The 25,772-nt window shown below is 54.7% G+C and carries 23 protein-coding genes; 6 read left to right on the top strand and 17 right to left on the bottom strand.

The features are described from left to right. The 7 genes from TW80_RS09390 to TW80_RS09360 all read right to left on the bottom strand — a co-directional run bounded on the left by TW80_RS09390 (window position 1) and on the right by TW80_RS09360 (window position 8,577). A complete protein-coding gene (locus TW80_RS09390; protein ID WP_045997163.1) occupies window positions 1-906 on the bottom strand; it encodes a 2-dehydro-3-deoxygalactonokinase in 906 nt (301 codons plus the stop codon). Continuing rightward, on the bottom strand, window positions 903-1,670 hold the full coding sequence (locus TW80_RS09385; RefSeq protein WP_045997162.1) for an SDR family NAD(P)-dependent oxidoreductase: 768 nt from the start codon (window positions 1,668-1,670) through the stop codon (window positions 903-905). Before TW80_RS09385 ends, TW80_RS09390 begins: the two co-directional genes overlap by 4 nt. Next, window positions 1,670-3,379, bottom strand: coding sequence for an IlvD/Edd family dehydratase (locus tag TW80_RS09380; protein ID WP_045997161.1), 1,710 nt, complete (start codon window positions 3,377-3,379; stop codon window positions 1,670-1,672). Before TW80_RS09380 ends, TW80_RS09385 begins: the two co-directional genes overlap by 1 nt. Further along, window positions 3,376-5,460 (bottom strand): alpha-galactosidase, encoded by a 2,085-nt coding sequence (locus tag TW80_RS09375; protein WP_045997160.1) that lies wholly within the window; start codon window positions 5,458-5,460, stop codon window positions 3,376-3,378. Before TW80_RS09375 ends, TW80_RS09380 begins: the two co-directional genes overlap by 4 nt. Next, the gene (locus TW80_RS09370; RefSeq protein WP_045997159.1) at window positions 5,457-6,305 is read right to left on the bottom strand and encodes a carbohydrate ABC transporter permease; all 849 of its coding nucleotides are present in this window, start codon (window positions 6,303-6,305) and stop codon (window positions 5,457-5,459) included. The genes TW80_RS09375 and TW80_RS09370 overlap by 4 nt, the downstream gene beginning before the upstream one ends. Window position 6,306: 1 nt before the next feature. Then, window positions 6,307-7,221 carry a carbohydrate ABC transporter permease gene (locus TW80_RS09365; RefSeq protein WP_045997158.1) on the bottom strand — a complete coding sequence of 305 codons (915 nt, stop codon included), beginning with the start codon at window positions 7,219-7,221 and terminating at the stop codon, window positions 6,307-6,309. Between the two features lie 99 nt (window positions 7,222-7,320). After that, window positions 7,321-8,577 (bottom strand): ABC transporter substrate-binding protein, encoded by a 1,257-nt coding sequence (locus TW80_RS09360; protein WP_045997157.1) that lies wholly within the window; start codon window positions 8,575-8,577, stop codon window positions 7,321-7,323. A 149-nt stretch (window positions 8,578-8,726) separates the two neighbouring features. On the opposite strand from TW80_RS09360, the gene TW80_RS09355 reads away from it, so the two are divergent. Both TW80_RS09355 and TW80_RS09350 read left to right on the top strand, forming a co-directional pair. Then, complete coding sequence (locus TW80_RS09355) at window positions 8,727-9,515, top strand: IclR family transcriptional regulator (protein WP_045997156.1); 789 nt, start codon at window positions 8,727-8,729, stop codon at window positions 9,513-9,515. 10 nt (window positions 9,516-9,525) lie between these two features. Then, window positions 9,526-10,581 (top strand): ABC transporter ATP-binding protein, encoded by a 1,056-nt coding sequence (locus TW80_RS09350; RefSeq protein ID WP_045997155.1) that lies wholly within the window; start codon window positions 9,526-9,528, stop codon window positions 10,579-10,581. A gap of 17 nt (window positions 10,582-10,598) precedes the next feature. Here TW80_RS09350 and TW80_RS09345 read toward each other — a convergent pair whose 3' ends face one another. Genes TW80_RS09345 through TW80_RS09325 form a run of 5 tightly spaced genes read right to left on the bottom strand, consistent with a single transcriptional unit; the run spans window position 10,599 to window position 14,930 of the window. Continuing rightward, window positions 10,599-11,003, bottom strand: coding sequence for a DUF2177 family protein (locus TW80_RS09345; RefSeq protein WP_045997154.1), 405 nt, complete (start codon window positions 11,001-11,003; stop codon window positions 10,599-10,601). Between the two features lie 13 nt (window positions 11,004-11,016). Beyond that, window positions 11,017-11,748, bottom strand: coding sequence for an SDR family NAD(P)-dependent oxidoreductase (locus TW80_RS09340; RefSeq protein ID WP_045997153.1), 732 nt, complete (start codon window positions 11,746-11,748; stop codon window positions 11,017-11,019). Further along, complete coding sequence (locus TW80_RS09335; RefSeq protein ID WP_045997152.1) at window positions 11,741-12,898, bottom strand: SAM-dependent methyltransferase; 1,158 nt, start codon at window positions 12,896-12,898, stop codon at window positions 11,741-11,743. Before TW80_RS09335 ends, TW80_RS09340 begins: the two co-directional genes overlap by 8 nt. Beyond that, complete coding sequence (locus TW80_RS09330) at window positions 12,898-13,653, bottom strand: DUF1365 domain-containing protein (protein ID WP_045997151.1); 756 nt, start codon at window positions 13,651-13,653, stop codon at window positions 12,898-12,900. Before TW80_RS09330 ends, TW80_RS09335 begins: the two co-directional genes overlap by 1 nt. Then, the gene (locus TW80_RS09325; RefSeq protein WP_045997150.1) at window positions 13,650-14,930 is read right to left on the bottom strand and encodes an NAD(P)/FAD-dependent oxidoreductase; all 1,281 of its coding nucleotides are present in this window, start codon (window positions 14,928-14,930) and stop codon (window positions 13,650-13,652) included. Before TW80_RS09325 ends, TW80_RS09330 begins: the two co-directional genes overlap by 4 nt. Before the next feature lie 209 nt (window positions 14,931-15,139). On the opposite strand from TW80_RS09325, the gene TW80_RS09320 reads away from it, so the two are divergent. Both TW80_RS09320 and TW80_RS09315 read left to right on the top strand, forming a co-directional pair. Beyond that, window positions 15,140-15,655 carry a sigma-70 family RNA polymerase sigma factor gene (locus TW80_RS09320; RefSeq protein WP_045997607.1) on the top strand — a complete coding sequence of 172 codons (516 nt, stop codon included), beginning with the start codon at window positions 15,140-15,142 and terminating at the stop codon, window positions 15,653-15,655. 1 nt (window position 15,656) lies between these two features. Beyond that, complete coding sequence (locus TW80_RS09315) at window positions 15,657-16,292, top strand: ChrR family anti-sigma-E factor (protein WP_045997149.1); 636 nt, start codon at window positions 15,657-15,659, stop codon at window positions 16,290-16,292. Window positions 16,293-16,295: 3 nt separating this feature from the next. Here TW80_RS09315 and TW80_RS09310 read toward each other — a convergent pair whose 3' ends face one another. The 5 genes from TW80_RS09310 to dctP form a co-directional block, all read right to left on the bottom strand. Continuing rightward, window positions 16,296-17,810 (bottom strand): malonate--CoA ligase, encoded by a 1,515-nt coding sequence (locus tag TW80_RS09310; protein ID WP_045997148.1) that lies wholly within the window; start codon window positions 17,808-17,810, stop codon window positions 16,296-16,298. Between the two features lie 11 nt (window positions 17,811-17,821). Further along, the gene (locus TW80_RS09305; RefSeq protein WP_045997147.1) at window positions 17,822-19,066 is read right to left on the bottom strand and encodes a malonyl-CoA decarboxylase; all 1,245 of its coding nucleotides are present in this window, start codon (window positions 19,064-19,066) and stop codon (window positions 17,822-17,824) included. After that, complete coding sequence (locus tag TW80_RS09300) at window positions 19,063-20,379, bottom strand: TRAP transporter large permease (RefSeq protein WP_045997146.1); 1,317 nt, start codon at window positions 20,377-20,379, stop codon at window positions 19,063-19,065. The genes TW80_RS09305 and TW80_RS09300 overlap by 4 nt, the downstream gene beginning before the upstream one ends. Beyond that, window positions 20,379-20,927 (bottom strand): TRAP transporter small permease, encoded by a 549-nt coding sequence (locus TW80_RS09295; RefSeq protein ID WP_045997145.1) that lies wholly within the window; start codon window positions 20,925-20,927, stop codon window positions 20,379-20,381. Before TW80_RS09295 ends, TW80_RS09300 begins: the two co-directional genes overlap by 1 nt. Before the next feature lie 63 nt (window positions 20,928-20,990). Further along, window positions 20,991-21,974, bottom strand: a complete 984-nt coding sequence (dctP, locus tag TW80_RS09290) for a TRAP transporter substrate-binding protein DctP (protein WP_045997144.1) — start codon at window positions 21,972-21,974, stop codon at window positions 20,991-20,993. A gap of 141 nt (window positions 21,975-22,115) precedes the next feature. Here dctP and TW80_RS09285 point away from each other — a divergent pair, with 141 nt between their 5' ends. Together TW80_RS09285 and TW80_RS17655 are read left to right on the top strand one after the other, a co-directional pair. Continuing rightward, window positions 22,116-22,766 carry a GntR family transcriptional regulator gene (locus TW80_RS09285; RefSeq protein WP_045997143.1) on the top strand — a complete coding sequence of 217 codons (651 nt, stop codon included), beginning with the start codon at window positions 22,116-22,118 and terminating at the stop codon, window positions 22,764-22,766. A gap of 236 nt (window positions 22,767-23,002) precedes the next feature. Next, a complete protein-coding gene (locus TW80_RS17655; RefSeq protein WP_204218488.1) occupies window positions 23,003-25,486 on the top strand; it encodes a PAS domain-containing protein in 2,484 nt (827 codons plus the stop codon). The last annotated feature ends 286 nt before the right edge of the window (window positions 25,487-25,772 follow it).

The raw sequence follows: 25,772 nt of genomic DNA, 5'->3' as shown, positions 1-25,772 counted from the left end.
TTAGACCTTTGTTTGCGTGTGGGCGGCGGTCAGGCCAGAGATCACCATGTCTTCGCCTGAAACTGTGGGCGCAGTAATACCCTGTAGCGCAAGCGCCCGTTGATAAAGCGTCGTCAGGCTACCCGCGCCGATCAGCGCGATATCACGTCCCAGCCAATAGGGGCGTGCACCAGCAAGTTCGGTGCCGATCAGTAACCCAGATAGCCGCCCGCGCGCCGCGCCTTCGCTAAGAGACCCAAGCAATGTGCCTGCACGTAGCGCAAATAGATCGGCGCCCACTGTTTCAGGTCGGCTAAGCGCATCTCCCACGGCGATATCAAAGGCATCAAGGTCAATCTCGTCTTGGACCGAGAAACGCAATACGGATTGTTTGGTCAAAAGGGCGAACATCTCGCCGGTCATGAACGTGCGAAAGCTAACAATTTCTTTGGCGCTGATGTGTACCCATTTTGAATGCGTGCCGGGCAGGCAGAGAACACCGTCGAAATCGGGGTTCTGGGTCAGATAGCCCGCGATTTGGGTTTCCTCACCACGCATTACATCGGCAGGTTTTTCCTGTTTGACACCGGGCAAAATGGACACTGCGATGCGGGGATCGTTTGCGCGAACCGATACTGCCTCTGCCAACGAAGGCGGGTTGCAAGGCGTTGCGATATAGGGGGCCTCTGCCCAGCCTTGTCGTGATCCGGCCATGCCGCAGATCACCACGGGTGTGACGCCTGTACCTAGATGGTCGTCGATCAACGCCAAAAGGGCGGGTTCAAACCCGTCGGGGTTCAGGCTACTCATACCTTGGTCCGAGGTCAGACAGTGCGAGGTGCCATCAGCGTACATCAGTGAAACGCGCAGGTTCGATGTGCCCCAATCGACGGCGATCCATGCAGGAGGTGTTGTTTGCTGGGTCATCCTGTCACCACCACGCCGCCATCTGCAGCGATTAACTGACCGGTAATTGCCCGGCTCATGTTTGACGAAAGAAACAGAACCGGCCCGACCATATCGGCTGGCTCTAGTTCGGTTTTGATGCATTGCCGGTCAAGATGCCCAGCCAGCGCCTCTGGCGTCACCCACATGTCTTTCTGCTTTTGGGTCATGACCCAACCCGGAGCGATGGCGTTCACGCGCACCCCATCGGGGCCGAATTCGCGGGCGAGCGACCGGGTCATGCCGGTGATCCCCGCATTGGATGTTGTGTATAGCGGATAGCCCGCGTTCCCCATCATATAGCTGATTGAGGACATGTTGATGATCGTCCCGCCGCCCGCAGATTTCATCGCCGGGATCACGGCCTGACAGGCAAAGAAATAGGCCTTGAGGTTAATCGCGATGGACCATTCCCAGAAATCTTCATCGACTTCTGCAGTTGTGTGGCGTTTGTCGTTGGCCGCGTTGTTGACCAACGTTGTGATTGGGCCGTGGGCGGATGCGGCCTGATCTATTGCGGCTTTTAACGCATCGGTATCGGTAATGTCGCACTGTATAAACAACGGGCGGTTGCCCGTCGTGGTCTCCATCTGATCGACAAATGCCGAAGCATCAGATTGCCCGACAAAGGCAACCTTGGCACCCTGGCGCAAGAACCCTTCGGTTAGGGTTGCCCCAATGCCAGAGCCGCCCCCTGTGATAAAGATGGATGCCTCTTTGAGGTCTGGAAAACTGGGGTAACTCATTAGTGGCTCTCCCTTGTGACGGGGCGGGTGTCTTTACCCACCAAGAAATCTAGATCAGCGCCTTTATCGGCCTGAAGTACGGTATCGACATAAAGCTTGGCATAGCCGCGCGTGTAATGTGGTTCGGGTGGTGTCCACGCGGCGCGGCGTTTTTCGAGCTCTGCCTCATCGACCTGAAGCTCTAGCACACCAGTGCTGGCCGAAACCCGGATGATGTCGCCTGTCTGCACCAACGCGAGCGGCCCGCCGGCGTTTGCTTCTGGCGCGACGTGCAAGATGACTGTTCCAAAGGCCGTTCCGGACATCCGCGCATCAGAAACGCGCACCATATCGCGCATGCCTTGCTTCACCAAAACTGCCGGGATGGGCATATCGCCGACCTCTGGCATGCCGGGGTATCCTTTGGGGCCGCAACCTTTGAGCACCAGAATGCTGTCTTTGGTCACAGGCAGATCAGGACGGTCAATATTGGCTTTAAGATCTTCAATGGTTTCGAAAACATAGGCGGGGCCAGTATGTTCCAACAAATGATCAGAGGCCGCTGACGGTTTCACAATTGCTCCATTCGGGGCAAGGTTGCCACGCAATACGCGAAGGCCAGCGGCGGGTTTGATCGGATCATCAATGGGGCGGATCACATCGCGGTTATAGACTTCTGCTCCGTCATGATAGGCGCTGATATCACCGCCCAGGACGGTTTTCGCAGGGCGCAATTTGTCCTTTAGTTCGTTCAGCACGGCGGGCACGCCGCCAGCATAGCAAAAGTCCTCCATCAGGTATTTGCCCGATGGCATACAGTTGACGAGCAGAGGAATTTCGCCACCGATTTCAATATCCTTGAGCGATAAATCCACACCCACGCGCCCCGCGAGCGCGAGCAGGTGCACCACAGCGTTTGTTGATCCCCCGACGGCGGCATTGGTCAAGATTGCGTTTTCAAAGGCTTCTTTTGTCAGGATGTCGGATGGTTTCAGGTCTTCTTCGACCATTTCCACGATCCGTTTGCCTGTCATATGCGCAAGCGCCATACGGCGTGCATCAACGGCGGGCAGGGCGGCGTTGGTTGGCAGGGCCATTCCCATCGCCTCGACCAATGATGCCATCGTGGATGCAGTGCCCATGGTCATGCAAACACCTTTGGACCGGCTCATGCCGGATTCAGTTGCCATGAAGTCTTGCAACGTCATTTCGCCCGCTTTTACGGCGGTCGCGAATTTGCGGACATCGGTGCCGGACCCCAGATCACGCCCTTTCCATTTGCCATTCAGCATCGGACCAGAGGACACAACGATGGACGGCAAATCTACCGATGCAGCCCCCATCAACTGGCCGGGGGTGGTTTTGTCACAGCCGCCCAACAGCACGACACCATCAATGCCATAGGCGCGAATAGATTCTTCTACATCCATTGCCAGCAGGTTGCGGAACAACATCGCGGTCGGTTTCATCTGGGTTTCGCCCAAAGACATCACCGGGAATTCGACGGGGAAACCGCCTGCCTCCCAAACGCCGCGTTTGACGCCCTCGGCCAGATCACGCAGCCCGCTATTGCAGGGTGTCAGTTCCGACCAAGTGTTGCAAATTCCGATAATTGGGCGGCCATCAAAGGCTTGGTCTGGGAAGCCTTGGTTCTTCATCCAAGACCGACGGATAAACCCGTCTTTGTCCATCATCCCATACCAATTGCTACTGCGGCGTGGCTTTTTCATATTTTGTGGCCCTCGATCACCCACATGGTTTCTGGAAAGCTCCACGGAAGGGTTATTCCGTGATGCATCAAATATTGGCCACTGACCTCAATCGGGCCGGTTTTCAAGGGCGACTGCCCCCGAGAGAGCCCTTTGCGCGCAAGTTCGTCACGATTGGCAAGGTCAACGCGGTAGGTCGCATCAGCATCCAGCCCGGTCAGGCGCAACGGTCGTGGGGCGATTTGCGTGGATGTGTCGGCCTTGCCCGCAAAGACGACGAACTGATCCTGACGTAGATGTTGTTCAGCGAGAACCGCCGGATCAGCCGCATCAAGCCGCAAAATATCGGCGCGGCGCATCCAGTCGCGGTTGTCTTTCCACCACTGGGTGACACGGCGCAGGACGTCTGCTTCGTCGTCGGTTAGTTCACGCGGGTCCATTTCAAACCCCATGTGCCGTTGAGCAGCGACCCAAGCGCGGAACCGTATATCCAAGATACGTCCAGACGTGTGACAGACGCGCGGGCCAATATGGCTACCTGTGACGGCTTGGGGCAGGAACAGCGCTGCGTTATGTTGGATTTTCAAACGTTCTAGCGCGTCGTTGCTGTCGGACAGCCAGACGCGTTGGGTGTGTTCCATCACGCCGAAATCAATGCGCCCGCCACCCGACGAGCAGCTTTCGATTTCGACCTGAGGGAATGCGGTGCGCAATCGATCCAATAGGTCATACGTCCCACGTGTTTGATCTGCATCCGGCGACGGTAAAACCCGGTTATGATCCCATTTGATATAGTCGATGTCATAGTCGGTCAGCACTTTGCCGATCCGGTCAAACAGGTAATCACGCACGGCTGGGAGTGCCATGTTCAACACCATTTGATGCCGCCCTAAAATCTGATGGTCATCGCCCAATACCCATTCAGGATGCGCACGATAGGTATCACTGTCAGGGTTGATCATTTCCGGTTCAAACCAAATGCCAAAGGTCATGCCGAGGCCATGAACATGGTCGATCAGTGGGGATAGCCCGTCAGGATATTTACGCGCGTCAATGAACCAATCACCCAGCGAAGTGGTGTCATCATCGCGTTTGCCGAACCAACCATCATCCAGCACAAAACGTTCGGCACCCAGATCAGCCGCGCGATCTGCGATGGCTTGCAGCTCTGGGATTTTGTGGTCGAAATAGATGGCTTCCCAGCAGTTATAATGCACCGGGCGCGGGCGGTCAGGATGCGGCCAAGTCACGACTCGGTCACGTAGATGACGTTGAAAGGCTGTTGCACAACCATTCAGGCCCGTATCCGAGTATGTGACAAAGAGCGGGGCGGTCTTGAAATAGGTCAGCGGTGCAAGTTCGGTGTCTGACGCATTGCTAAATTGGATTTGGCGGCGACCATCGGGCAGTTCCTCGGCGATCATGCGGTGACCGCCAGACCAACCATAGTGAAAACCGTAGGCCTCGCCTTGGGTATTGGTCGCGCCGCGGCAAGGGATAATCAGGCCTGGGAAATGTTCGTGACCCGTGCGCCCAGTACGGTTATCGCGGCTACGCATTCCCGCTGACCACGGGGTGCGGCTCAATTGGAATTCACCACACCAGCGCCCGGCAAAGTCGATCATTTCGTCAGATAATTGCGGTGCTGGAAATACAGGTGCCGCCAGATATTGCAGGTTTATGGGCTGGTCTGCGTCTAGCTCTGCCCAAGTGGTGATCAGGTTCGTTTCCGCATCAATCGCGAAATGGGCGCGGTAAGATAGCCCGTTCGCCTGATCACTATAGCTGAGCGTCAGTGCATTGGTTTCTGCCACGGCCTGATCAAAGACCAGCTTGGGCAGGATTGGTTTGCCGTTGCCATCGCGTAGCGCCATGCCAGCCTGCCCCTGAAAACTGCGCGCGGCAGCGGGGCAAATGGACAGCTCTGGGTGCTGGTCCAGCATCCCGCCCGCAACATCCAACCCATGCGCTGCACAGAGCGTTTCAAGGTTCTCATCTGCGGGCAGGCGCGGCCCCCAATAAACCACTTCGGCCAGTTGTTTGTCGCGCACGCCAATGACAAGGGTCTGTCGCGCATCCTCTAATCGCCAGCATTGGATCATTTGACTGCCCCAAGTGTTAGGCCCGCGATAAAGTGGCGTTGCATCAAAAAGAACATCAGCACAGGGGGCAGGGCCGCAACGATCGAACCCGCCGACAGCATGTGATAGGCCACGCCAAACTGTGCGTTAAAGCTGGTGATGCCTGCGGTCACGGGCTGGGCCTGTGGGCCTTGGGTTAGGACAACGGCCCAGAAATAGTCGTTCCAGATGAACGTAAAGATCAGCACCGATAGGGCCGCAATCGCGGGCTTCATCAGCGGTAAAACGATGTGCCAAAAGATCTGGTACTCTTTGATGCCCTCAACACGTGCAGCTTCGATCAGTTCATAAGGGAGCGCACGGATAAAGTTACGCATGAACAGTGTGCAGAACCCAGTCTGAAAGGCGACGTGGAACAGCACAAGCCCAAGTTTCGTGTTATACAGCCCCGCATCAATGGTTAGATCGCGCACTGGGATCATCAGGATTTGAAACGGCACGAAATTCCCTGCGATAAACAGAAAAAACACCAGCAAGTTAAACCGGAACCGATAAATCCCCAGCGCAAACCCGGCCATACAAGACAGTGCCACAGCGCCAATCACAGTCGGAATTGTGATCATGAATGAATTCAGGATGTAGCGTGGCATGGGACTGTCGGTAAAAACGCGGCCGTAGTTTTCAAAGCCTGCAAAGCGTGACGGCCATGACCAGTAATCACCGCCAGTGAAATCTCCGCTGGGTTTGATCGAAAACATTGCGACGGCGAGTAGGGGCAAAAGCCAAGCAATCACGGCGACAGGCAAGAGCGATTGATAGCCAATCTGCCAAGTCCGAGAGGTGCGTTCGAGTGGGGTAGGGAACATCTTAGCGACCTTTCTCGTCTTGGTACATCGACCATAGGAAATAGGCGATGAAGAACAACATGATGAAGAACAGAACAACTGCGATGGCCGCGCCGTAACCCATGCGGAACCCGTATTCGGACAGCGCCTTTTCAAACATGTAGAACGACAGCACGCGGGTTGATCCGAACGGCCCACCATTCGTCATGATTGAGATGAGATCGAACGACCGTAGCGCACCAATGATGGTGACAACAAAGGCGATGAACGTGGCAGGCTTTAGCTGTGGAATGATGATGTGCCAAAGCATGCGCCAGCCTTTGGCACCGTCAAGACGGGCTGCCTCGATCTGTTCGGGGTCAACGGCGTTGAGGCCGGTGAGATACAAGATCATGCAATATGCGGTTTGCGGCCACAGACCCGCCGCGATGATCCCATAGGTCGCCAATGCCGGATCACCTAGCACGTTGATCGGCCCAAGCCCAACGCTGCCCAAGATCCCGTTCAAAAGCCCAAAGTTAGGATCATAGAACCACGTGAACACAAGGCCAACGACCACTTGAGAGATCACGAAGGGAAAGAAAAATAGCGACTTGTAGATACGAATGCCGCGCACAGTTTGGTTCAGGAACAGTGCGATAAACAACCCAGCGGGGATCGCCAGCAGGTACAGCAAAAGCCACTTGAGGTTGTTGACAAGAGACACAGTAAACGCGCGGTCATTTGCTAGCCGCTCATAGTTTGCAATACCAACATATTCAGCCTCGCCCAGACCGTCCCATTTGTAAAAGGATAGGCTGATGCTTTGGATGATCGGATAGATCACATAGACAGTGAAAAACAGAATGGCTGGTAGCAGGAACAGCCAAGGTGTGATTGTTTTTCGATTTCTATGGAACCAACTGTGGTCTAACGCAGCCGCCGTTGTGTCGGTCATTTTCTACTCCTCGTGTCCCAAGTGCAAAAACCCGCAAAGCAGGTGCTTGCAGTTGGGGCAAAGGCGGGGGCAGCATATGCCGCCCCGCGCTTGTGTTGATTATTGGGCTGTGTCCTGACGAACGAACTCAAGACGCTCAAGGATGTCATCCAGGTTGTCTGGGTAGACCATGAACTCTTGCAGGCCTTCCATGCCGGCCTTTGCCATCTCAGCCGAGAAATCCCGGTCAAAGAATTGTGCAACGCCGCCCGGTGCGTCGTTCGACAACATGCTAAAGCCAGCTTCGAGGAACTTGTCTTCGTCAACGGATGACTCTGCGTTGACTGGCAACTGACCCAGCGCGTCGCCTGCGTTGATCATTGTCTGGTTATCCGCAGAGACAACAAAGCGCAGGAATTCACGTGCGGCTTCTTTGTTTTGCGCGTTCGCAGGAATGTGGAACGTGTCTGTTGGCGCGTCTTCGGCCATTGGCACATCAGGGTTGATCACAGGGAACTGATAGAACCCAAGCTGGTCATCTGTCAGGCCGCCATCACGGAAGTGCGGCACCGAGAAGTTACCCATCAGATAAGCAGTCGCATCGCCATTGATCATGAATGGCAGGGCTTCTTGCCAGCTGTAGGTCTGGTGGTCGTCAATAAAGGCGCCCATGTCGATTAGCTTGCGCCAGTTGGCAAATGTTTCGCGTACACGGTCGTCTGTCCAAGGGACCTCTCCACGGGCGAGTTCCATGTGGAAATCATAGCCGTTTGTACGCATGTTCAGATAGTCGAACCAACCGCCGGCGGTCCAAAGGAACTTGGAGCCAATCGTATAACACGCGCGACCGGAATCGACGATAACCTGACAGTTGGCCAGTTCTTCTTCGAACGTTGTTGGTGCGCTCAGGCCCAGCTCTTCAAAGATGTCCTGACGGTAGTAAACGCCCCATTGGTAGTATGTGTAGGGAACGCCCCACTGCTTATCATCAATGGTCATCGCGCCTTTGGTTGATGCCAGTGCTTCGAACTCTGGCTCTGCCCATAGGTCAGAGATGTCTTCGAATAGGCCGGCGCTGACGTATGGACCCATGCGGTTCGCAGCATACCAGTTCGCAACATCAGGCGCGTCAGCGGACAGGAAGTTGCGGATCTGCGTTTTATAGGCTTCGCGGTCGATGACGGTCAGTTCGATGTCCAGATCGGGGTGCATCGCACCGAAACGCTCGACCATGCCTTCCATCACTGCGCGTGGCGCAGGGTTCGACATGTCAGAGAAAATACGCAGTTCGCCAGACAGCCCTTCGGCGAATGCGGGCGTGCTGAGCATTGTTGTCGTGGCCAAACCGGCCAGCATTAGCTTCTTCATGGAACGCATGGTGTCCTCCCTTTTGTGCTCCCTACGGTTCTGTGGAAACTTTCTGTAGTTTCACATAGTGGAACCGCATTTCTAATATTGAAACCTTAACCCTGATCGGTATAGGCTTGTCAATAGGTTCCTCGGATTGCTCGGGGTAGGGAGGCCACATGCAAACGAACGCAGACGGAACAGTTGGTAAGGCGCTTGCGGTGCTTGAGGAGGTCGCGAGTTTTGAGCGACCCGTGCGCTTTAGTGAACTGCAAGGTAAGAGCGAATACCCTAAGGCAACGCTTTATCGCTTGCTGCAAACACTGACGAAGCAGCGCATGCTGTCATATGACCCCGACAGCGGGACATATTCTATGGGAGTGAGGTTGGTTTGTTTGGCCCATGCCGCATGGCGGACCAGCTCTTTGGCCCCAATCGCGCGGCCATATATGGATAAACTATCTGAAAATACGGGTGAAACCGTCCACCTGGCGCAGTTAGATCATGCGCAAGTGATCTATGTCGATAAACGCAATGCGACCCAGCATCTGCCGATGTATTCAGAAGCGGGCAAAGTTGGCCCTGCCTATTGCACAGGCGTTGGCAAGGCGATGATGGCTTACCTGCCGGACGATCAACTCGCTGGTGTTTTGGCCCAGCAGTCATGGCACCGTTTTACTGACGGGACGATGACCGACGAGGCGGCCCTGCGCGCTGAACTTGTAGCAATTCGTGAACGCGGTCACGCCTATGACCGTGAAGAACACGAGCCGGGGATCATCTGCGTCGCCCTGCCGATTCGAAACGACTCTGGCCGTGTGCTGGGGGCGATTTCGGTCACGTCTTCAACCTTGCGAACATCGCTGGAGAAGCTGGACACATTCGTGCCGCTGATCCGCGAAACCGCACATCAAATCGCGCGAGAGACCCAGAATTGGCGTTTCCCCGAAATCAAAGTCACCGCTTAGGGAGAGTTCAATGACCGGTGTTACGCTGAACAATGTGATTAAAAAGTACGGAGACGTGCAGGTCATCCACGGAGTGGATCTAGAAATCGAAGACGGTGAATTTTGTGTGTTCGTCGGCCCCTCGGGTTGCGGTAAATCCACGCTGCTACGGATGGTTGCAGGGCTAGAGGAAACCACAGGTGGCAAGATCGCAATCGGCGATCGTGACGTGACCCGGATGGAACCCGCCGACCGAGGTGTGGCGATGGTTTTCCAGACCTATGCGCTATACCCGCATATGACTGTTAAGCAGAATATGGGTTTTGGCCTAAAGATGAACGGCTACCCGAAGGCCGAAATTGAAACCAAAGTCGCGGAAGCCAGCCGTATTCTAAAACTGGACGAATACTTGAACCGCAAACCCGCCGCCCTGTCTGGTGGTCAGCGTCAGCGGGTGTCAATTGGCCGTGCAATTGTCCGTGGCCCCGAGGTGTTCTTGTTCGATGAGCCACTGTCGAATCTTGACGCCGAATTGCGTGTCGAAATGCGCGTTGAAATCGCGCGCCTACACAAAGAAATCGGCGCTACCATGATCTATGTAACGCACGATCAGGTCGAAGCCATGACATTGGCAGACAAGATCGTCGTGTTGCGGGCTGGCAAAATCGAGCAGGTAGGCGCGCCGCTAGACCTGTACCGTGATCCCGATAACAAATTCGTTGCGGGCTTTATCGGGTCGCCTTCGATGAACTTTCTTGCGGGCAAGGTCGCTGACGGCAAGGTCTATCTGCCCTCTCTTGAGCAAACCATCACTGTTGATGTGAACCTGCCGCCCGAAGGTAGCGAGGTTTCAGTCGGTATTCGTCCAGAGCATTGCCAGCTGACCGCAGGTGGCGCGCAAAAGGTCGAACTCTCCGAGGCGCTGGGCGGGGTAAGCTATACCCACGTTGTCACCGCCACCGGCGAAAAAGTTGTGATCGAAGAACGCGGTGTCGAACGGATGAGAGAGGGCGATGCTGTCTCTCTTAGTTTTGATACGTCAGAGGTCATGCTGTTTGATGCGCAAACCGAATTGCGTTTGCGTTAGTGCAATGATGCGTGCGGTCACGTCGAACTGATCGCACGTACAATGCTTACTCCCGCCCAGGCTGACATACCGGTCAGTAGGCCACCCCAGATCGTATCAATCACAACCTGCTGAATCGACCAGTCGCGCAGGGTCGCGTAATTCGTGAATTCGTACGTGCCATAGGCCAACAGCCCCAGTAATGCACCGTTCACCAGCGCCGCCATCGGGTCATTTGCGCGAAGGGCAGGCAGTGACACAAACCATAACACCCCGGCCACATATCCAAGATAGAACAGCGCTGCGGGCACCACGCGAAACGGGTCGGCAAACAGGTGGTCAATATGCCTTTCAAAGACGGGTTTGATCAACAGGCGCAGCCCGACGGCGTCGGTGATAAAGAATACCACAGCGGTTGAGAGATACAGAAGTAGCGTTTGCATGGGCGTTGTCTTTCTAGGTGGTCAAGCGGCGCATGATTGGCAGTGACGCCCAATAGGGCAGCGCGCTTAGCAGCTTGAGGAAATAGGTAAAGCGCCGGGGAAAGTGGATTTCGAACCTGCGCTGATTGAGACCCTTAATGATCGCGCGCGCGGCGGCCTCTGGTGTGATCATCGCGGGCATGTCGAATGTGTTCTTTTGCGTTAGCTGCGTATCGACAAATCCGGGGTTGATCAGCCGTACATCGATTTTGCCGGCCATTTCGCTGCGTAGCGATTGCGCGAGATTGATCACGCCCGCTTTGGTGGCGGAATAAATCTGCCCCTGTGGCAGCCCGACATAACCTGCAACCGATCCGCAGAGTGCGAGCTGACCGCCGGGTCGTAGAACTTTGGGTGCGATCTGCGCGATATGAAAGCTACCAGTTAGGTTCACAGTAACAATCTGGGCTGCCGCGTCCGCCGATACTTCGGTGACCTTGCCCGGGTCGTAGAGCGCTGCAAGATGAACGATGCGATCAACCTGTCCGAGCTGTGCAATTTCTAGTGTCGCTTGATCCACGCTATGTCGATCAGCCACATCTATGGGAACAACGTGATGATCAGGGCCAAGGCTTTGGGCTAAATCATTCAATTTGTCTGTCGAACGGGCCGACAGAATAAGATGCGCCCCAGCCGCCGCCCATGAACGGGCGAGCGCCGCGCCAATTCCGTCACTCGCGCCGATGATCCAAATGCGTTCAGGCATGACATAGCTCTACTTGAACAACGTCGGTCTGTTTGGTGGTAAACGATGCGGCGCAGATGCTTAGGTAAAACCGCCAATTGCGGATGAATTTGTCGTCATACCCCAGTTCTTTGACGCGCTCTGACATCCCGGTCAGCCGGTCGTGCCAGATGCTACACGTCTTTGCATAATCTGCGCCAAAGCTGTGATGGTCGCGCATGATCAACCCCGCCCGCGACGCCTGATCCGCAATGACTTGGTCCGACAAGAGCATACCGCCCGGGAAGGTGTATTGGCGGATATAATCCGTGCCGCGTCGATAGATCGGGAAATAGCTGTCAGGCACTGTGATCGCCTGAATCATCGCACTACCGTGTTCGGCAAGCCGTGCTTTGATCGTTGCAAAATACGTCGGCCAATAAGCCTCGCCCACGGCCTCGATCATTTCGATGGAAACGATATTATCGAATTTGCCCGAACTTTTGCGGTAGTCTTGCAGTTTAATATCGGCGCGCCCATCTAGCCGGGCGTCTGCGTAGCCCTTTTGGCTTGGGGAAATCGTAATCCCTGTAACATGTCGCCCGGTGTTTGCGGCGCGCTCGGCAAAGCCACCCCAGCCACAGCCGATCTCGAGGATGCGTTCAGCGTTGTTCAAGCGATTGAGGATACGGTCATATTTGCGGTCTTGCGCCCGCCCCAAATCATCATCGTCTTCGGTAAACATTGCTGAGGAATAGGTCATCCCTTCGTCCAGCCACAGTTGGTAAAATTCGTTACCTACATCGTAATGCGCCCGAATATTGCGTGCCGAACCCCTAAGAGAATTTGCCCGCATGAGCCGATTGACCACACGAAATTTAAGCGTGTTCCAGAAACCTGCATAGGCATAGCCATCGAACTGTTCGAGATTCAGCAGCGCAACCTCGGTCAAGGTTTCGATCGAGGAGGTATCCCACAGACCCTCTACATAAGTTTCGCCCATCCCAATATCGCCGCGTGCAGCAATTGCTGTGATCGCCGCCCAGTCATGGATTTGCATTTCTGCCGCAGGTTGCCCGTGGCCGAAATCATAGATTTCACCTTCTGGGGTTCTCAGACGAAGGCTCCCGCTGTGTATTTGCGCGCAGGTTTCCAGAAAATCATTTTTGACGCGTTTGGTAATAAAAAACATTAGGTAACCTCGGTCTTGGGGGGAGTTGGTCGGGTGCGGTATTGCGCGCCCCTGAGTTTCAGGCGCAGCGCCTGCCAGTAGATGAGTGCAAGGGTGCGCAGGCCGCCAAATGGCCGCCGCAACGCGGCCTTGCAAAGGCTGATGTTGGTCATTGGCCTGCGCGGCCCAGAGAGCGTCGCGACGACGCCTTGGTCATTGTTGGTGTGAATGATCCGAATAGCGATCTGGTCTGGACGGATATCAAACCGAAAATCGTAGCCGCCAGCGATTTCCTGAAATGGTGATACATGCAGCGATTTCGGTTTTGAAATTTTCGAGCTACACGTGATCTCGGTGAAGTCGGGATTATGACAAAGGTAGGAATGTCTGTCACCGAATGGGGTCGATACCTCTGCGATTACGGCGACCAGCGCATCATCTTGAAACGCAAGCCAAAAGCTGACCGGGTTGAATACTTGGCCCCACAATCGGGGTTGGGTGAGCAACAATATCTGGGTTTGCGCGGTGCGTAGCCCATTTGAGGCAAGGATATCGCGCGCCCAGCCGGGGCCGCGACCTTTGCGCAGTTCACCGCCATGATCGCGGTCATAAACTGCAGCAAGATTAAACCGGTTACGCGAAAACAACCTAGGTCCACGCACCGCATCCTCTGGATCAATCAGTACAAAGTCGACGCCATAGCTAAACGCGTTACGGATGTTTCCGCGACGGGCGTGGGTGGTAACGCCTACGATATGTTCGGGGGGGTGCTTCATTGGGGGACGTATTCCATAGCCCGCGCGATCCGCACGGCGCTTGCGAATCCGTCTTCGTGGAACCCATGCCGCGTGTAGGCACCCGCGAACCACGTGTTGTTCAAACCTTGCATTTCGCGCAGTTGCTTTTGCGCGTTCAGGGCTGGGCCGTCAAAGACCGGATGCCTGAACGTTTTTTGATCATAGATCAGTTCATCCGGGATGGCTGCGGACGGGTTCAGCGACACAAAGAGCGGATCGTCATTTGGGATGTTCTGTAATCTGTTCATCCAATAAGTCACGCCAATTGCGGGTTCGGGCTTGGTTGTGTCGGCTTTGTAAACCCAGCTTGACCAGACGGATTTACGCCGGGGCATTTGGTTGACGTCGCGATGCAGGAACATCGCGTTGTTCTGAAAACGAATGGCAGAGAGGGCGGATTGTTCTTGGGGGGTTGGTTGCGTCAAAAGTTGCAGTGCTTGATCCGAGTGACAAGCAAAGATGACTTGATCAAATGTATCTGGCTCGTGGGCGTCGCAGAAAAGCGTTGCACCGTTGGTGCTTCTGGTGACGCTTTGAATAGGTGTTTGCGTGCGGATTGCGACGCCACGACTGCGCAAAAATGCTTCGAGCCGGCTGACGTAGGCGATGCTGCCACCATCGACCGTCCACCATTGATGCTGGCCAGAGGTGCTAAGCAATGCGTGATTGCGGAAAAACTGAACCAATGCGCGGGCCGGAAATGACCTGATCTCGGCCGGGGGCGTTGACCAGATGGCCCCGCAAAGCGGCATCAGATAGTAGCGCTGAAACCAGTCACCAAGTTGAAGTTCGTCCATCATTTCACCGATGGTCGCGTCTGATCGCTCTGCGTTTTCCTCTGCAATTTTGTTGAACCGCAACACGTCACGGATCATCCGCAGATATCCGGGGCGCAGCAAATTGCGCGGTTGCGCGGCCAGAGCACCAAGGTTGCGCAGGCCATATTCAATCTCGCCGTTGTTGATCGATGCTCCGAACGACATGTCGCTCTTGATCACAGGCACATCCAGATCGCGGAACATGCGGGTCAGATGCGGATAATTGGCGTAGTTAAAGACGATAAACCCAGTGTCGACGGGTCGGTCACCGTTGAGCCCTGCATTGACCGTACGTGCATGCCCACCCAAGCGCGCGCTAGCCTCATACAACGTGACGGAATGGTGCGGTGCCAAAAGATAAGCTGCTGAAAGCCCGGATATTCCCCCGCCGATAATGGCAATGCGCTGCGGGCGTGGTGGTTGAACATCAAGTGACATGCGGGCTCCTTTGGGTATTCAGTCTAGGTACGGTGCCAAAGAAAATTCGGATCAATTTTGATCCAACTTTCCTCTGCCAGCGTAAAGTGAGTATGTTGCATGCAGGCCCTGATATAGATCTGATAGAACCAAGCTCTGGGGCAGGGCTGCAGAAGGATATTGTAAAGGTGGCGCCACGAACACCGGAGATTTCGGAGCAGACGGTTTGGATGCTGTCGGTGCGTGACGATCGCGACCGCGAGGCATTTGCGCGTTTGTTTGATTTCTTTGCTCCCCGGCTCAAGGGTTTTGTGATGCGTTCTGGCACTAGTTCAGGTCAAGCTGAAGAGATCGTGCAGGATGTAATGCTGACCGTTTGGCGCAAGGCTGGTCAGTTCGATCCAGCGCGGGCGCAGGTTTCGGCATGGATCTATCAAATCGCCCGCAATCGGCAGATTGATATGATCCGCAAAGAAGGGCGGCCCATGCCCGAAGAATTGCAAGAAGACCCCGAGACCGAAGCAGACGCCAGTCAGATCGTTGCACTTGAACAAGAGGCTGGGCATCTCAAAACCGCGTTAAACAAGCTGGCCCCAGATCAGCGTGAAGTCATTGAAAAAGCATACATGGGGGAATTGACCCATCAGGAAATCAGTTCTCAGACCGGGCTACCGCTGGGGACGATAAAATCGCGTATCCGCCTTGGGCTGGAGCGATTGCGTCACGAGTTGAAGGACATGCGTTAAGATGAACCAGATCGGACATCATATGCCGGATGCGCTGTTGGCATCCTATGCTGCCGGTAACCTGCCACACCCCTATGCGTTGGTTGTCGCTGCGCATATTTCAATGTGCTTGACCTGCCGTGCCGGGTTCGAGGCGCATCAGGCCGCAGGCGGCGCCGTTTTGGAAACGAGCAATGCCGTTGCCATTTCTGGTGGGTTGAAATCCGATGTGATGGCACTGCTTGATGAACCCACTGTGCCTGCGCCCCGTTTTGAGCGGTCAGGCATTTACCCCGGTCCCGTGGTCGAGGCCCTGCGCGGCAAGGCACCGCGTTGGCGGTCACTAGGGCTGGGCGTCAAACAATCTATCTTGTCTGGCGGCAGCGAAGGTAGCGTGCGTTTGCTGTACATCCCACCGGGGCAGGCCGTGCCGGACCATGGTCACAATGGGCTTGAATTGACCTTAGTGTTGCAAGGCAGTTTTAGCGATGAAACGGGCCACTACGGCGTTGGCGATCTCGAGGTCGCTGATCAAGACCTCGAGCATACGCCGATTGCGGATGGTGGTGACCCGTGTATCTGCCTTGCTGCGACGGATGCTCCTTTGCGCTTTACTTCGCTGGTGCCCCGCATTTTGCAGCCGATCTTTGGGATCTAACCCCTAGGCGACAAAGGCATCCGCATAGGTGTCACGCAGGACGTTCTTTTGCACTTTACCCATCGTATTGCGAGGTAGCTCTGGCACAATGATGAGCTTGCGGGGTTGTTTAAACCGCGCCAAAGACTGCTGCATTGTACCGGCAATTGCGTCCAAGTCTGGCGTCGCACCATTTTGGGCAACGATGATCGCAACAGGGCTTTCGCCAAAATCGGGGTGCGGGACACCAATCACAGCGCTTTCCAGCACGCCGGGTTGTTCGTCGATGACCAGTTCGATTTCTTTGGGGTAGATGTTAAACCCGCCCGAAATGATCAGATCCTTGTTCCGTCCAACGATCGTCACATAGCCATCGTCATCGATGGTGCCGAGGTCACCGGTAATAAAGAACCCATCTTCGCGCAGTTCTTCGGCGGTTTTTTCGGGCATTTGCCAATAGCCCACAAAGACATTGGGGCCGCGCACTTCGATTTGACCGACTTCGCCGTTGGGTAGGGTTTCGCCAGTTACAGGGTGGGTGATTTTTAGTTCCACGCCGGGCAAAGGCAGCCCAACCGTTCCCGCGCGGCGGTCTCCATCGTAGGGATTAGAGGTATTCATATTCGTTTCGGTCATGCCGTATCGCTCGAGAATGCGCAGGCCCGTCCGCTGCTCAAACGCGATATGCGTTTCTGCCAACAATGGCGCGCTGCCCGAAATGAACAGCCGCATGTGCTGGGCCAGTTCTTGGGTAAAGCGCGGATCGTCTAAGAGCCGGGTGTAGAACGTCGGTACACCCATCATTGTGGTCGCGCGTGGCAGATTGGCGATGATCTGGTCTTGATCAAATTTCGGCATAAAGATCAGTGAACCACCGGCCAATAGGGTGACATTCACCGCCACGAATAACCCGTGGGTGTGAAAGATCGGTAGCGCGTGCAGCAAGACATCATCGCTGCTAAATGACCACGCCTCGACCAATGTGGTCGCGTTAGAAAGCAGATTGCCCTGTGTCAGCATTGCTCCCTTTGAACGACCTGTGGTGCCAGAGGTGTACAAAAACGCAGCAAGGTCATCACGCGTACGCGCAACCGTTTCAAAGCTGTCATTCTGTTGGTTGGCGATATCGGCAAGGCTGCCTGAATTATCAGTCCCCAGCGTTTCAAGTCGCGTGCCTGTGGCTTTTGACAAGCTATCCAAATTTTCGCGCTGTGCTGGCTGACAAACAAATAGCGACGCGCCGCTGTTGTCGATGAAGTATGAGACTTCGTCAGCGGTGTAGGCTGTGTTCAGCGGCAAAAATATGACCCCCGCCTGAACGCAGGCCGCATAAAGAACCAATGCATCAGCGGATTTATCAATTTGTGCTGCCAGCCGGTCACCGGGCTTTACCCCGAGACTTGTGATCGCGTTGGCAAAACGTGCTGTGCGCGCAAGGAAATCCTTGTGTGTGATTGTTGAACCGTCTGGCAGGTGCAAGAACGGGGTCGTTTTGCCGGCGTGACGACCAAACAATGTATCATAGAGTGGGTTGACCATCGAGAGGTTCCTTATGTGTCCGGTTTTTCCGCGGCACGCGCCAGCGCTTTGACGTCGGATGATGCCGCAATTGCGTTTGATGCTGCAAAGCGCTCATGGTTTTGCGCGATTGCAGCGAGATCGTAAAGATAGTTCACCATCGCGCCGTGCGATTGGGTCAATCCATTGGGCGAGGTATCGGCATTTGCGTGGACGGCGTGCACTTTTGCGCCGTTCCCCAAATGAAATCTGGCAACGGGATCCAGAGGTGCGCCGTTCGGGCGTTTCGCATTGAGCAAATAACGCGCAGCTAGGCTCGCGATTTTATCGTCGGTTGCTGTCTCACTAAGCCCCTCGGCAGTGAGCCATTTGCTTAGCCCCGGTATCGGCGAAAGCGTGACAAATGTCTTAAGGCCGGGCAGTTCGCGCGACAAATCATCCACGACCTGTTTGATCAAAGAGTTGCCAAATGAAATCCCCGCCAACCCGGCCTGACAATTAGAGATGGAGTAAAACACAGCCGTGTCAGCACGATCCGCGCTCAGCGGGTCGCGTTCATCGGCGAGCACGGCTTGAATTGATCCGGGTATCCCTTGGGTCAGGGCAACCTCAACAAAAATGAGCGGCTCATCGGGCATAGCAGGGTGAAAAAACGCAAAGCACCGACGATCCGTTGGTTGCATTCTACCCCTCAGGTCACCCCAGCTATCAATTGCGTGCACAGCTTCGTAGGCAATGATTTTCTCTAGGATTTGTGCAGGGCTGGACCAATTGATTGGGCGCAGCACCAAGAAACCGCGATTGAACCACGACAAAAACAGATGCCGGAAATCGAGGTCCAAAGCGGCCAGCGACGCATCATCCTTGGCCATGGCCAACAGATCATGACGCATTCTGACCAGCCGTTCCGTCGCACCGGGAACTTGGTTTAGGCGGCGGATCAATTCTTGTCTTGGTGGCTCTGCGGCCGCCATAAAACTGCGATAAGTCGCCTTTGACGGGCTTGCCTCATAGTCGGCCAGCGCTGCGCGCACAGTTTCAGGCGCAATGTCCAGACCGCTCGCGAGGTGCAAAAAGAACGCGCGTTTTTCCTCTGCGTCCATTGCCGCGTAGCGATCCAGAATTTGCCGGGCGAGCGTCATGCCCCGTACTTCGCCATGGTTGCCGGTCAAATCCGCAACCAATTCGTTGATCGGTCGATTGTCCCATTGCGTATCGCTTGCGGTACGTGTGGATCGATCGAATACGGATGATAGTAGATCGGCAAGCAGGCTCATCTTGCGGCTCCCATGACAAGGTCGGGCAGCCAAGTCGCGATGCCTGGAAACAGACAGAGCAGTATGATCGCGATCACCATGCAGGCGACATAGGGCAATGAACCCACCAGAATTGTTTTCAGCGGAATATCGGGTGCGATGCCGTTGATCACATAGAGGTTCAAGCCAACGGGTGGGGAAATCAGGCCGATTTCCATGTTGATTGTCAGCACCACTGCGAACCAGATCGGATCAAATCCCGCAGTTACAATGACCGGCAGCAAAATTGGCGCGGCCATCAAGATCACGGCGACCGGTGGCAAAAAGAACCCAGCAATCAGCAGGAATACGTTGATCGCCCCCATCAAGACCCAGCGGTTCACGTCTAGTTCTGCGATCCATGCTGCAATGGATTGTGTGATGAACAGGCTCGACAGCATGTAAGAGAACACGCCTGCCGCAGCGATGATGAACAGGATCATCACGGATTCTTTGGTGCTGTCGCGTAGTACGACCCACAAATCACGCGGGTGCCACAGCTTGTAGATGACCATTGCAATCATCATGCAAAGCAGGGCGCCAACCGCTGCGGTTTCGGATGGCGTCGCAATCCCACCGTACATAGAGTAAAGCACACCCAAGATAATCAGCAAAAATGGTACAACGCGGGGCAGAATTTCGAACTTTTCGCGCCAGCTATAGCTCGTAGTGTTCAACAATGCCCTGTCCCCTGAACGTGCGGTTGAATAGAGCGACCAAGCCATAAACAACCCCACCAGCATCAAGCCGGGCAACACGCCCGCAAGAAAGAGCCGCCCAATCGAGCTTTCGGTTGCGATGCCGTAGACGATCATGGTGACAGATGGCGGGATCAGAATGCCCAATGTGCCCCCCGCCGCGATTGAACCCGCGGCAACGCCATCTGGGTAGCCGCGTTTGCGCATCTCTGGGATGCCCATCTTGCCGATGGCGGCACATGTCGCAGGGCTTGACCCGGACATCGCAGCAAAGAGCGCGCAGGCCCCAAGGTTCGACACAACCAGCCCACCGGGAATGCGGGTGAGCCAGCGCTCTAACGCCTCATAGAGGTCGGCGCCTGCGCGCGTTGACGCAATTGAGGCCCCCATGATGATGAACATCGGGATCGACAAAAGCGCAAAGTTATCAAGCTTACCGAATAGAATTTCAGGCATCAATTCGAGAGAGCGGGTGCCGTCGAAGACGATCAGAAATCCAGCCGATACGATCAGCAGCCCGATAGCAACGGAAACGCCGGAAAAGAGAACGATGATTGTGAAAATAGCGACAAGGCCACTAAGCAAGAGCGGATCCATCAGCGATCCTCCAGTCCGAAAGGTTGATCAATTTTGAGGATAATCGCGACGAGGTCGGCAATAAGTTGAAGCATTAGCAGCCCCAATCCTACTGGCAGGGATAGATATGGTATCCACAACCGCACCCCCCATACGGTGTCAGAACGCCAGCCGCGATCCCACGCAAAGTGCCAGAATTCGTATCCGTACCACAGCATGACGCCAATGATCGCGATCGACATGGATAGGGTTACAATCGACAGATAATACCGCGCCTTGGTTGGCAACAGGATGGGAATGAGGTCCACATTCACATGCCCGCGCAAGCGCTGCACATATGGCAAACCCACGAGCGTCGCAGCGATCACAAGGTAGATCACCATTTCAGTTTGCCAAATCGTTGATTGGTTCAGCACAAACCGCACAAAGATCATCTGGCAGGTCACGGCAACCGCGACCACAATCATTGCCGATGCTGCCCAGCCCGCAAGGGTGGATAAGGCGGCAACTGCCTTGAGAAAGGGGTTATTCCCCGTATGGGATGCACGTGCATCATGGTGGCCAGTCATTACTCACCCTTTTTTGCCTGTATGTCGTCGAAATTGGGCGGCGACTTGCGCCGCCCGTTGCGGTCATTCCACCGCGAGAGCAAGGTCAAGCAGCGCCTGACCATCTGGGGTTTCTTCGACAAAACGTGCGTAAGACGTTTCTTGGGCCAAGGCGCGCCATGCGTCGAAATCCTCTTGGCTCATCGCCGCGATTTCGACACCGGCCTCACGAAACACATCTGCGGATGCAGCGTCTTCTTTTTTGGCTTCAGCAAGATAATAGGCCTGTGCGTTTTCTGCAGCGGCCAAGAGGGCGGCTTGCTGATCTTCGTTCAGGGCCTCAAAGGTGGATTTATTGATCAGCATGGGCTGATACATGAACCACAGGGCGATGTCGCTCGCTGGGGTGTAGCAGGCAACCTGTTCGTAAATCCGATACGAAACAAAGGATGATGACGACGTATTCGCAGCGTCCAAGACGCCAGTTTGCATCGCATTGTAGATTTCAGACGAAGCCATCGAGGCGATAGAGGCACCAGCGCCCGCGAGCATCTGTTCGAATGCTTTACCGGCGGCACGTGTTTGCAGACCATCGATGTCGTCTGGTCCGGTAATGCAGCCGTCTTTGCCAGCGAAACCACCTGCGAGATAACCGTGCACCAACACCATAACATCGTCTTCGGCCATTTTCTCTTCGAGGGCGGCCATAAATGGTGACTCATTCATACGTGCGGCGTGATCGTGATTTTTCACCAATCCGGGCATCAGCGTCAGGTTATATGCGGGCTGCTGGCCGCCTGCGTAGGACAACGGCAAGATGGTCATATCCAACTGTCCACGGCTCAGCGGTGTGTATTGTTCGCGTGCTTTGAATAGTGACTGTGAACCGAAAATCTTGATTTCAAGGTCAACGTCTGCGGCTGCCACTTCATCGGCGACCATCTGTGCGACTTGGTTGCGGATATCCTGGTTTGACCACTGATGCGACAGGCGCAATTCTTCTGCGGTTCCGGCACTTGCTGCCATAGACATGACAGCCGCCGCGGCGGTTAGCGTGAGCTTATTCATTTTTGTTCCTCCCCTGGAATACAGCGCGACTCGAATCGCGCGGTATTGACGCAGGGTTAAGCATCCTGCATCACAAGTCAACAATCTTGTATACAAGAATTACACAATTGTACTTTTGCCTTTCTTAAGTATGATCTGCCCATGACCGTACGCACCGCTGATAAAATCACCAAAGAGCTCGAACATCTGGTTTTCACCGGAGAGCTAAGTGACGGCGAAAGGCTGGATGAAATCAAATTGGCCAAGCGGTTCGGTGTGTCGCGCACCCCAGTTCGCGAGGCGATCCAAAAACTCGCTACTTCGGGTCTTGTCACACAAGAACCCCGGCGCGGTGCATTTGTACGACAACCGGGGCCTGTGGAGCTCTTGGAAATGTTCGAGGCAATGGCTGAACTGGAAGCAGCATGCGGGCGGCTCGCAGCGGCGCGAATTTCCGATGAAGCGCTAGAGCAGTTGGATGCCGCCAATAGCAAATGCCAAGCTGCAATAGATCAGGAAGATCCCGACCTCTATTACCACGAGAACGAGCATTTTCATCACCTGATCTATCGTGCTTCGGGGAACGGTTTTCTTGAGCAAGAGACGCAAAAGCTGCATCGTCGCCTCAAGCCGTTTCGCCGTGTGCAGCTTCATCTGCGCGGACGCATGAAGCAATCAATGGCGGAACACCAAAAGGTTGTGCGCGCCCTACGTGACGGAAATCGTGAAGTTGCCGCGGAGACATTGCGTGGACATGTTGCCGTTCAGGGCGAGAAATTTCACCACCTCATGGCAAAGCTAAAGGAAACTTAGCGGAACTGCCCTTGCAGCCAATACGTTAGCGATTGGCGCCTATATGAAAGCAAGAGTGGATTAATTCGGATTCTTGGGTATTTTAGTAAAAACTGAAATGTAATTTTATGGCGATTGGTCTGCGCTACGCAAAATAATACAATCTGCCGTTGTTAGGTTGGTGCTTTATGTTTGTATCAATATTTCAAAGTCTGACCTCTCTACTTTTCGCGGGCGCGCTGTGTTACGCAATCTTCGTGTCGCGGCATCTGCAATCCAAAAGGCGATTGCAACAGGTCCTGATCGGACTTGTTTTCGGCATCTTGGTCATTTCGCTTGGGATCAACGCTTACATCATGCCTCCACGCAATGTGCCGTTGGATGCGAACGCCGGGCCTCTCATCTTTGCGGGTTATCTGGGTGGACCGATCGGGGGCGTAATCACGGGGCTTATTGCGGCGTGGTATGCGACGATAAATAGCGGGCAAATCCCGATTCTCGGCATCTATATCAATCTTGCGATTCCAGCGGTTGGCGTGCTCGTGCAGTATATTGTGCCACCACAATCCTGGCCGCGCATACCGCTAAAAGCGATCATATATTTGGTGTGCATATTTCCGTTCCTTTTCTCGGTGCCAATCATTGTCGCGGGCAGCCAAATTCCGGTCGGAAACGGATATTTGATAGCTGGAAAGATGGCCTCGATTTTGGCGGCTGTTGGGATCGCTTCCATTCTTTTGACTTGGCAAATTCTGAAGTATGCCGAGCGCTTTGCAAGCGAGGCTTCGCGATCTGCTGAACTGTCCAAACGACTAGATCTCACGTTGCAGAATTCTGGGATGGGGGTGTTTGAACGGTTTGTCGGTAAGACCAACGTGTATTTTGATGCGGGCCTGATCGAGACCTATGGGCTGGATATGTCAGCTGGTCTGGTTCCCGCCGCGATATGGGAAGATCTCATCCATCCTGAAGACCTGCCACGCTTGCAGTCTGACATAAAAAAGGCTGACACGGGCGTCACTGATCGCAGCACGCTCGATTTTCGCGTTATTCGCCCTGACGGGCAGACGCGCTTTGTGCGCAGTTCGTGGGTCGCTGAGTATGATGCTGACGGAAAACCCCTGCGGATTATCGGTGTGCAATCAGACTTGACGGATATACGGCAAGAAGAGCTGAACCATCTGAATACGCAAAAGCGTCTAGCGCTAATGGCTGAAAATCTGCCCGGCGTCGTGATTCAGTCGGATTTGACGGATCGGGACACACCTTTGCTGACGTTTATTAGCCCTAAATGTCAGACGATTTGGGGTTACACAGACCAAGAGTTCTATGCAGATAATTGGTTGCTCTTTAATGCGCATGATCCCGAGGACCTTGATGATTTCATTGCACTATTGTTCGGGGCGCTGGACACGGGCGAACCAATTGCGCACCGCTACCAAACCACGACGCGCGATGGCGAAACCCGTTGGTTGGATTTTCACGGCAGCGCAACGCACATTGAAGGGCGTGACCTCATTGAGGCGATTGTTCTTGATGTCACTTCCGAGGTTCACATCCAAGAGCAAGCCGAAAAAGAACGCGAAATTGCCTATCGCGCGCAGAAAAGCGAAAGCATCGGCCAGCTGACTGGAGGGGTGGCGCATGATTTCAATAATTTGCTCGCTGTCGTGTTGGGAAATCTTGAACTTCTCGCTGATGAAAATGACCCTGAAACGCGCCAAGAGTTATTAGATGCTGCAATTTCAGCCACCATGCGTGGGGCTGATTTGACCAAAAACCTCCTCGCCTTTGCGCGCAAAGCACGGCTGACGCCAGAGGTGTTGGATCTGAACAATGTCGTCCGCGAGGCAAAAAACTGGATGGGGCGCACCTTGCCCGAGAGCGTTTCGGTTGAAACTTCGCTTCTCGCAGGGCTGTGGCCCATTCTGGCGGATCGCAGCTCGCTCGAAAGCGCGCTGCTAAACCTTATCTTGAATGCACGCGATGCAATGGCGTTGCGCGGGAATCTGACGATCGAGACCGCAAACGTTCGCATTGACGAAGCCTATATAGATCAGCGCCAAGAAGAGCTCACCCCCGGTCGCTATGTCATGCTTGCAGTAAGCGACACCGGAGAGGGCATATCCGCCGAAAATCTGGCGACGGTTTTTGAGCCGTTCTTTACGACCAAGCCACCTGGATCGGGTTCGGGGCTGGGACTTGCGATGATCGCGGGTTTCATGAAGCAATCTGGCGGATCGGTGCAAGTCTATTCCGAAGTGGGGGAGGGCACGACGTTCAAACTGTATTTCCCCGTCACCGGAGAAGCCAAAAAGCTTGCTGATCGCGCGATTGCCGAAGGCGTCAAAACCGGCGCTACCGCAAGCCGTATACTGCTGGCCGAAGATGAGGAGGCCGTCCGAGACACGCTTGTGATTATGCTAGAGCGAGCCGGCTATGATGTGACCGCCGCGCAAACCGGTGATCGCGCGCTTGAAATTTTCGAGGATGACCAAAGCTTTGATCTGCTGCTGACAGACATCGTGATGCCCGGCAAACTGCAAGGGACGCATCTGTCAAAGGCGCTTCGCAAACTGCGCTCTGACCTTCCCGTCGTCTTTATGTCGGGCTACGCGAGCGAAGCTACTGTGCATGGCAACGGACTGCGGCCCGAAGATATCAGGTTGATGAAACCTGTGCAGCGCGCAGATTTGTTGTCAGCCGTCGCACAGGCGCTTGCTACGGCTGAAGCTGGGTAATGGTGCTCAGTCAAAGGCGTGTCAGGTTTTAGAGACAGGTGCGCTGAAGCGCTTTGTGTTCACTCAATCCATCTTCGAAAGCCGAGTGCTGAAAGATCAAGTTCGAGGTCAGTCTTCTGAGCTGTTTATCCAGCTTCACCCATGAGATCGTGAAAGCATCCACGGCTCGCGTTGCTCCCAGTCGAGGTAAACGCGTACAAATACGCCTTTCCACAGTGCCTTCGAGCGTGCTTTCTCTGGCACTGTTGCGAGGTATTTCTGCCCATTACTTGCATCCAAACCAAAT

The organism is Loktanella sp. S4079 (genome assembly GCF_000967725.1).
Lineage (GTDB): Bacteria > Pseudomonadota > Alphaproteobacteria > Rhodobacterales > Rhodobacteraceae > Yoonia.
The sequence above is the reverse complement of the archived record's forward strand: the minus strand, read 5'-3'. Positions and strand labels throughout refer to the sequence as shown.

Excerpts from the sequence above, each read along its gene's own strand:
- TW80_RS09390 (WP_045997163.1), bottom strand. The coding sequence starts at position 906 with ATGACCCAGCAAACAACACCTCCTGCATGGATCGCCGTCGATTGGGGC.
- TW80_RS09385 (WP_045997162.1), bottom strand. The coding sequence starts at position 1,670 with ATGAGTTACCCCAGTTTTCCAGACCTCAAAGAGGCATCCATCTTTATC.
- TW80_RS09380 (WP_045997161.1), bottom strand. The coding sequence starts at position 3,379 with ATGAAAAAGCCACGCCGCAGTAGCAATTGGTATGGGATGATGGACAAA.
- TW80_RS09375 (WP_045997160.1), bottom strand. The coding sequence starts at position 5,460 with ATGATCCAATGCTGGCGATTAGAGGATGCGCGACAGACCCTTGTCATT.
- TW80_RS09370 (WP_045997159.1), bottom strand. The coding sequence starts at position 6,305 with ATGTTCCCTACCCCACTCGAACGCACCTCTCGGACTTGGCAGATTGGC.
- TW80_RS09365 (WP_045997158.1), bottom strand. The coding sequence starts at position 7,221 with ATGACCGACACAACGGCGGCTGCGTTAGACCACAGTTGGTTCCATAGA.
- TW80_RS09360 (WP_045997157.1), bottom strand. The coding sequence starts at position 8,577 with ATGCGTTCCATGAAGAAGCTAATGCTGGCCGGTTTGGCCACGACAACA.
- TW80_RS09355 (WP_045997156.1), top strand. The coding sequence starts at position 8,727 with ATGCAAACGAACGCAGACGGAACAGTTGGTAAGGCGCTTGCGGTGCTT.
- TW80_RS09350 (WP_045997155.1), top strand. The coding sequence starts at position 9,526 with ATGACCGGTGTTACGCTGAACAATGTGATTAAAAAGTACGGAGACGTG.
- TW80_RS09345 (WP_045997154.1), bottom strand. The coding sequence starts at position 11,003 with ATGCAAACGCTACTTCTGTATCTCTCAACCGCTGTGGTATTCTTTATC.
- TW80_RS09340 (WP_045997153.1), bottom strand. The coding sequence starts at position 11,748 with ATGCCTGAACGCATTTGGATCATCGGCGCGAGTGACGGAATTGGCGCG.
- TW80_RS09335 (WP_045997152.1), bottom strand. The coding sequence starts at position 12,898 with ATGTTTTTTATTACCAAACGCGTCAAAAATGATTTTCTGGAAACCTGC.
- TW80_RS09330 (WP_045997151.1), bottom strand. The coding sequence starts at position 13,653 with ATGAAGCACCCCCCCGAACATATCGTAGGCGTTACCACCCACGCCCGT.
- TW80_RS09325 (WP_045997150.1), bottom strand. The coding sequence starts at position 14,930 with ATGTCACTTGATGTTCAACCACCACGCCCGCAGCGCATTGCCATTATC.
- TW80_RS09320 (WP_045997607.1), top strand. The coding sequence starts at position 15,140 with ATGCTGTCGGTGCGTGACGATCGCGACCGCGAGGCATTTGCGCGTTTG.
- TW80_RS09315 (WP_045997149.1), top strand. The coding sequence starts at position 15,657 with ATGAACCAGATCGGACATCATATGCCGGATGCGCTGTTGGCATCCTAT.
- TW80_RS09310 (WP_045997148.1), bottom strand. The coding sequence starts at position 17,810 with ATGGTCAACCCACTCTATGATACATTGTTTGGTCGTCACGCCGGCAAA.
- TW80_RS09305 (WP_045997147.1), bottom strand. The coding sequence starts at position 19,066 with ATGAGCCTGCTTGCCGATCTACTATCATCCGTATTCGATCGATCCACA.
- TW80_RS09300 (WP_045997146.1), bottom strand. The coding sequence starts at position 20,379 with ATGGATCCGCTCTTGCTTAGTGGCCTTGTCGCTATTTTCACAATCATC.
- TW80_RS09295 (WP_045997145.1), bottom strand. The coding sequence starts at position 20,927 with ATGACTGGCCACCATGATGCACGTGCATCCCATACGGGGAATAACCCC.
- dctP (WP_045997144.1), bottom strand. The coding sequence starts at position 21,974 with ATGAATAAGCTCACGCTAACCGCCGCGGCGGCTGTCATGTCTATGGCA.
- TW80_RS09285 (WP_045997143.1), top strand. The coding sequence starts at position 22,116 with ATGACCGTACGCACCGCTGATAAAATCACCAAAGAGCTCGAACATCTG.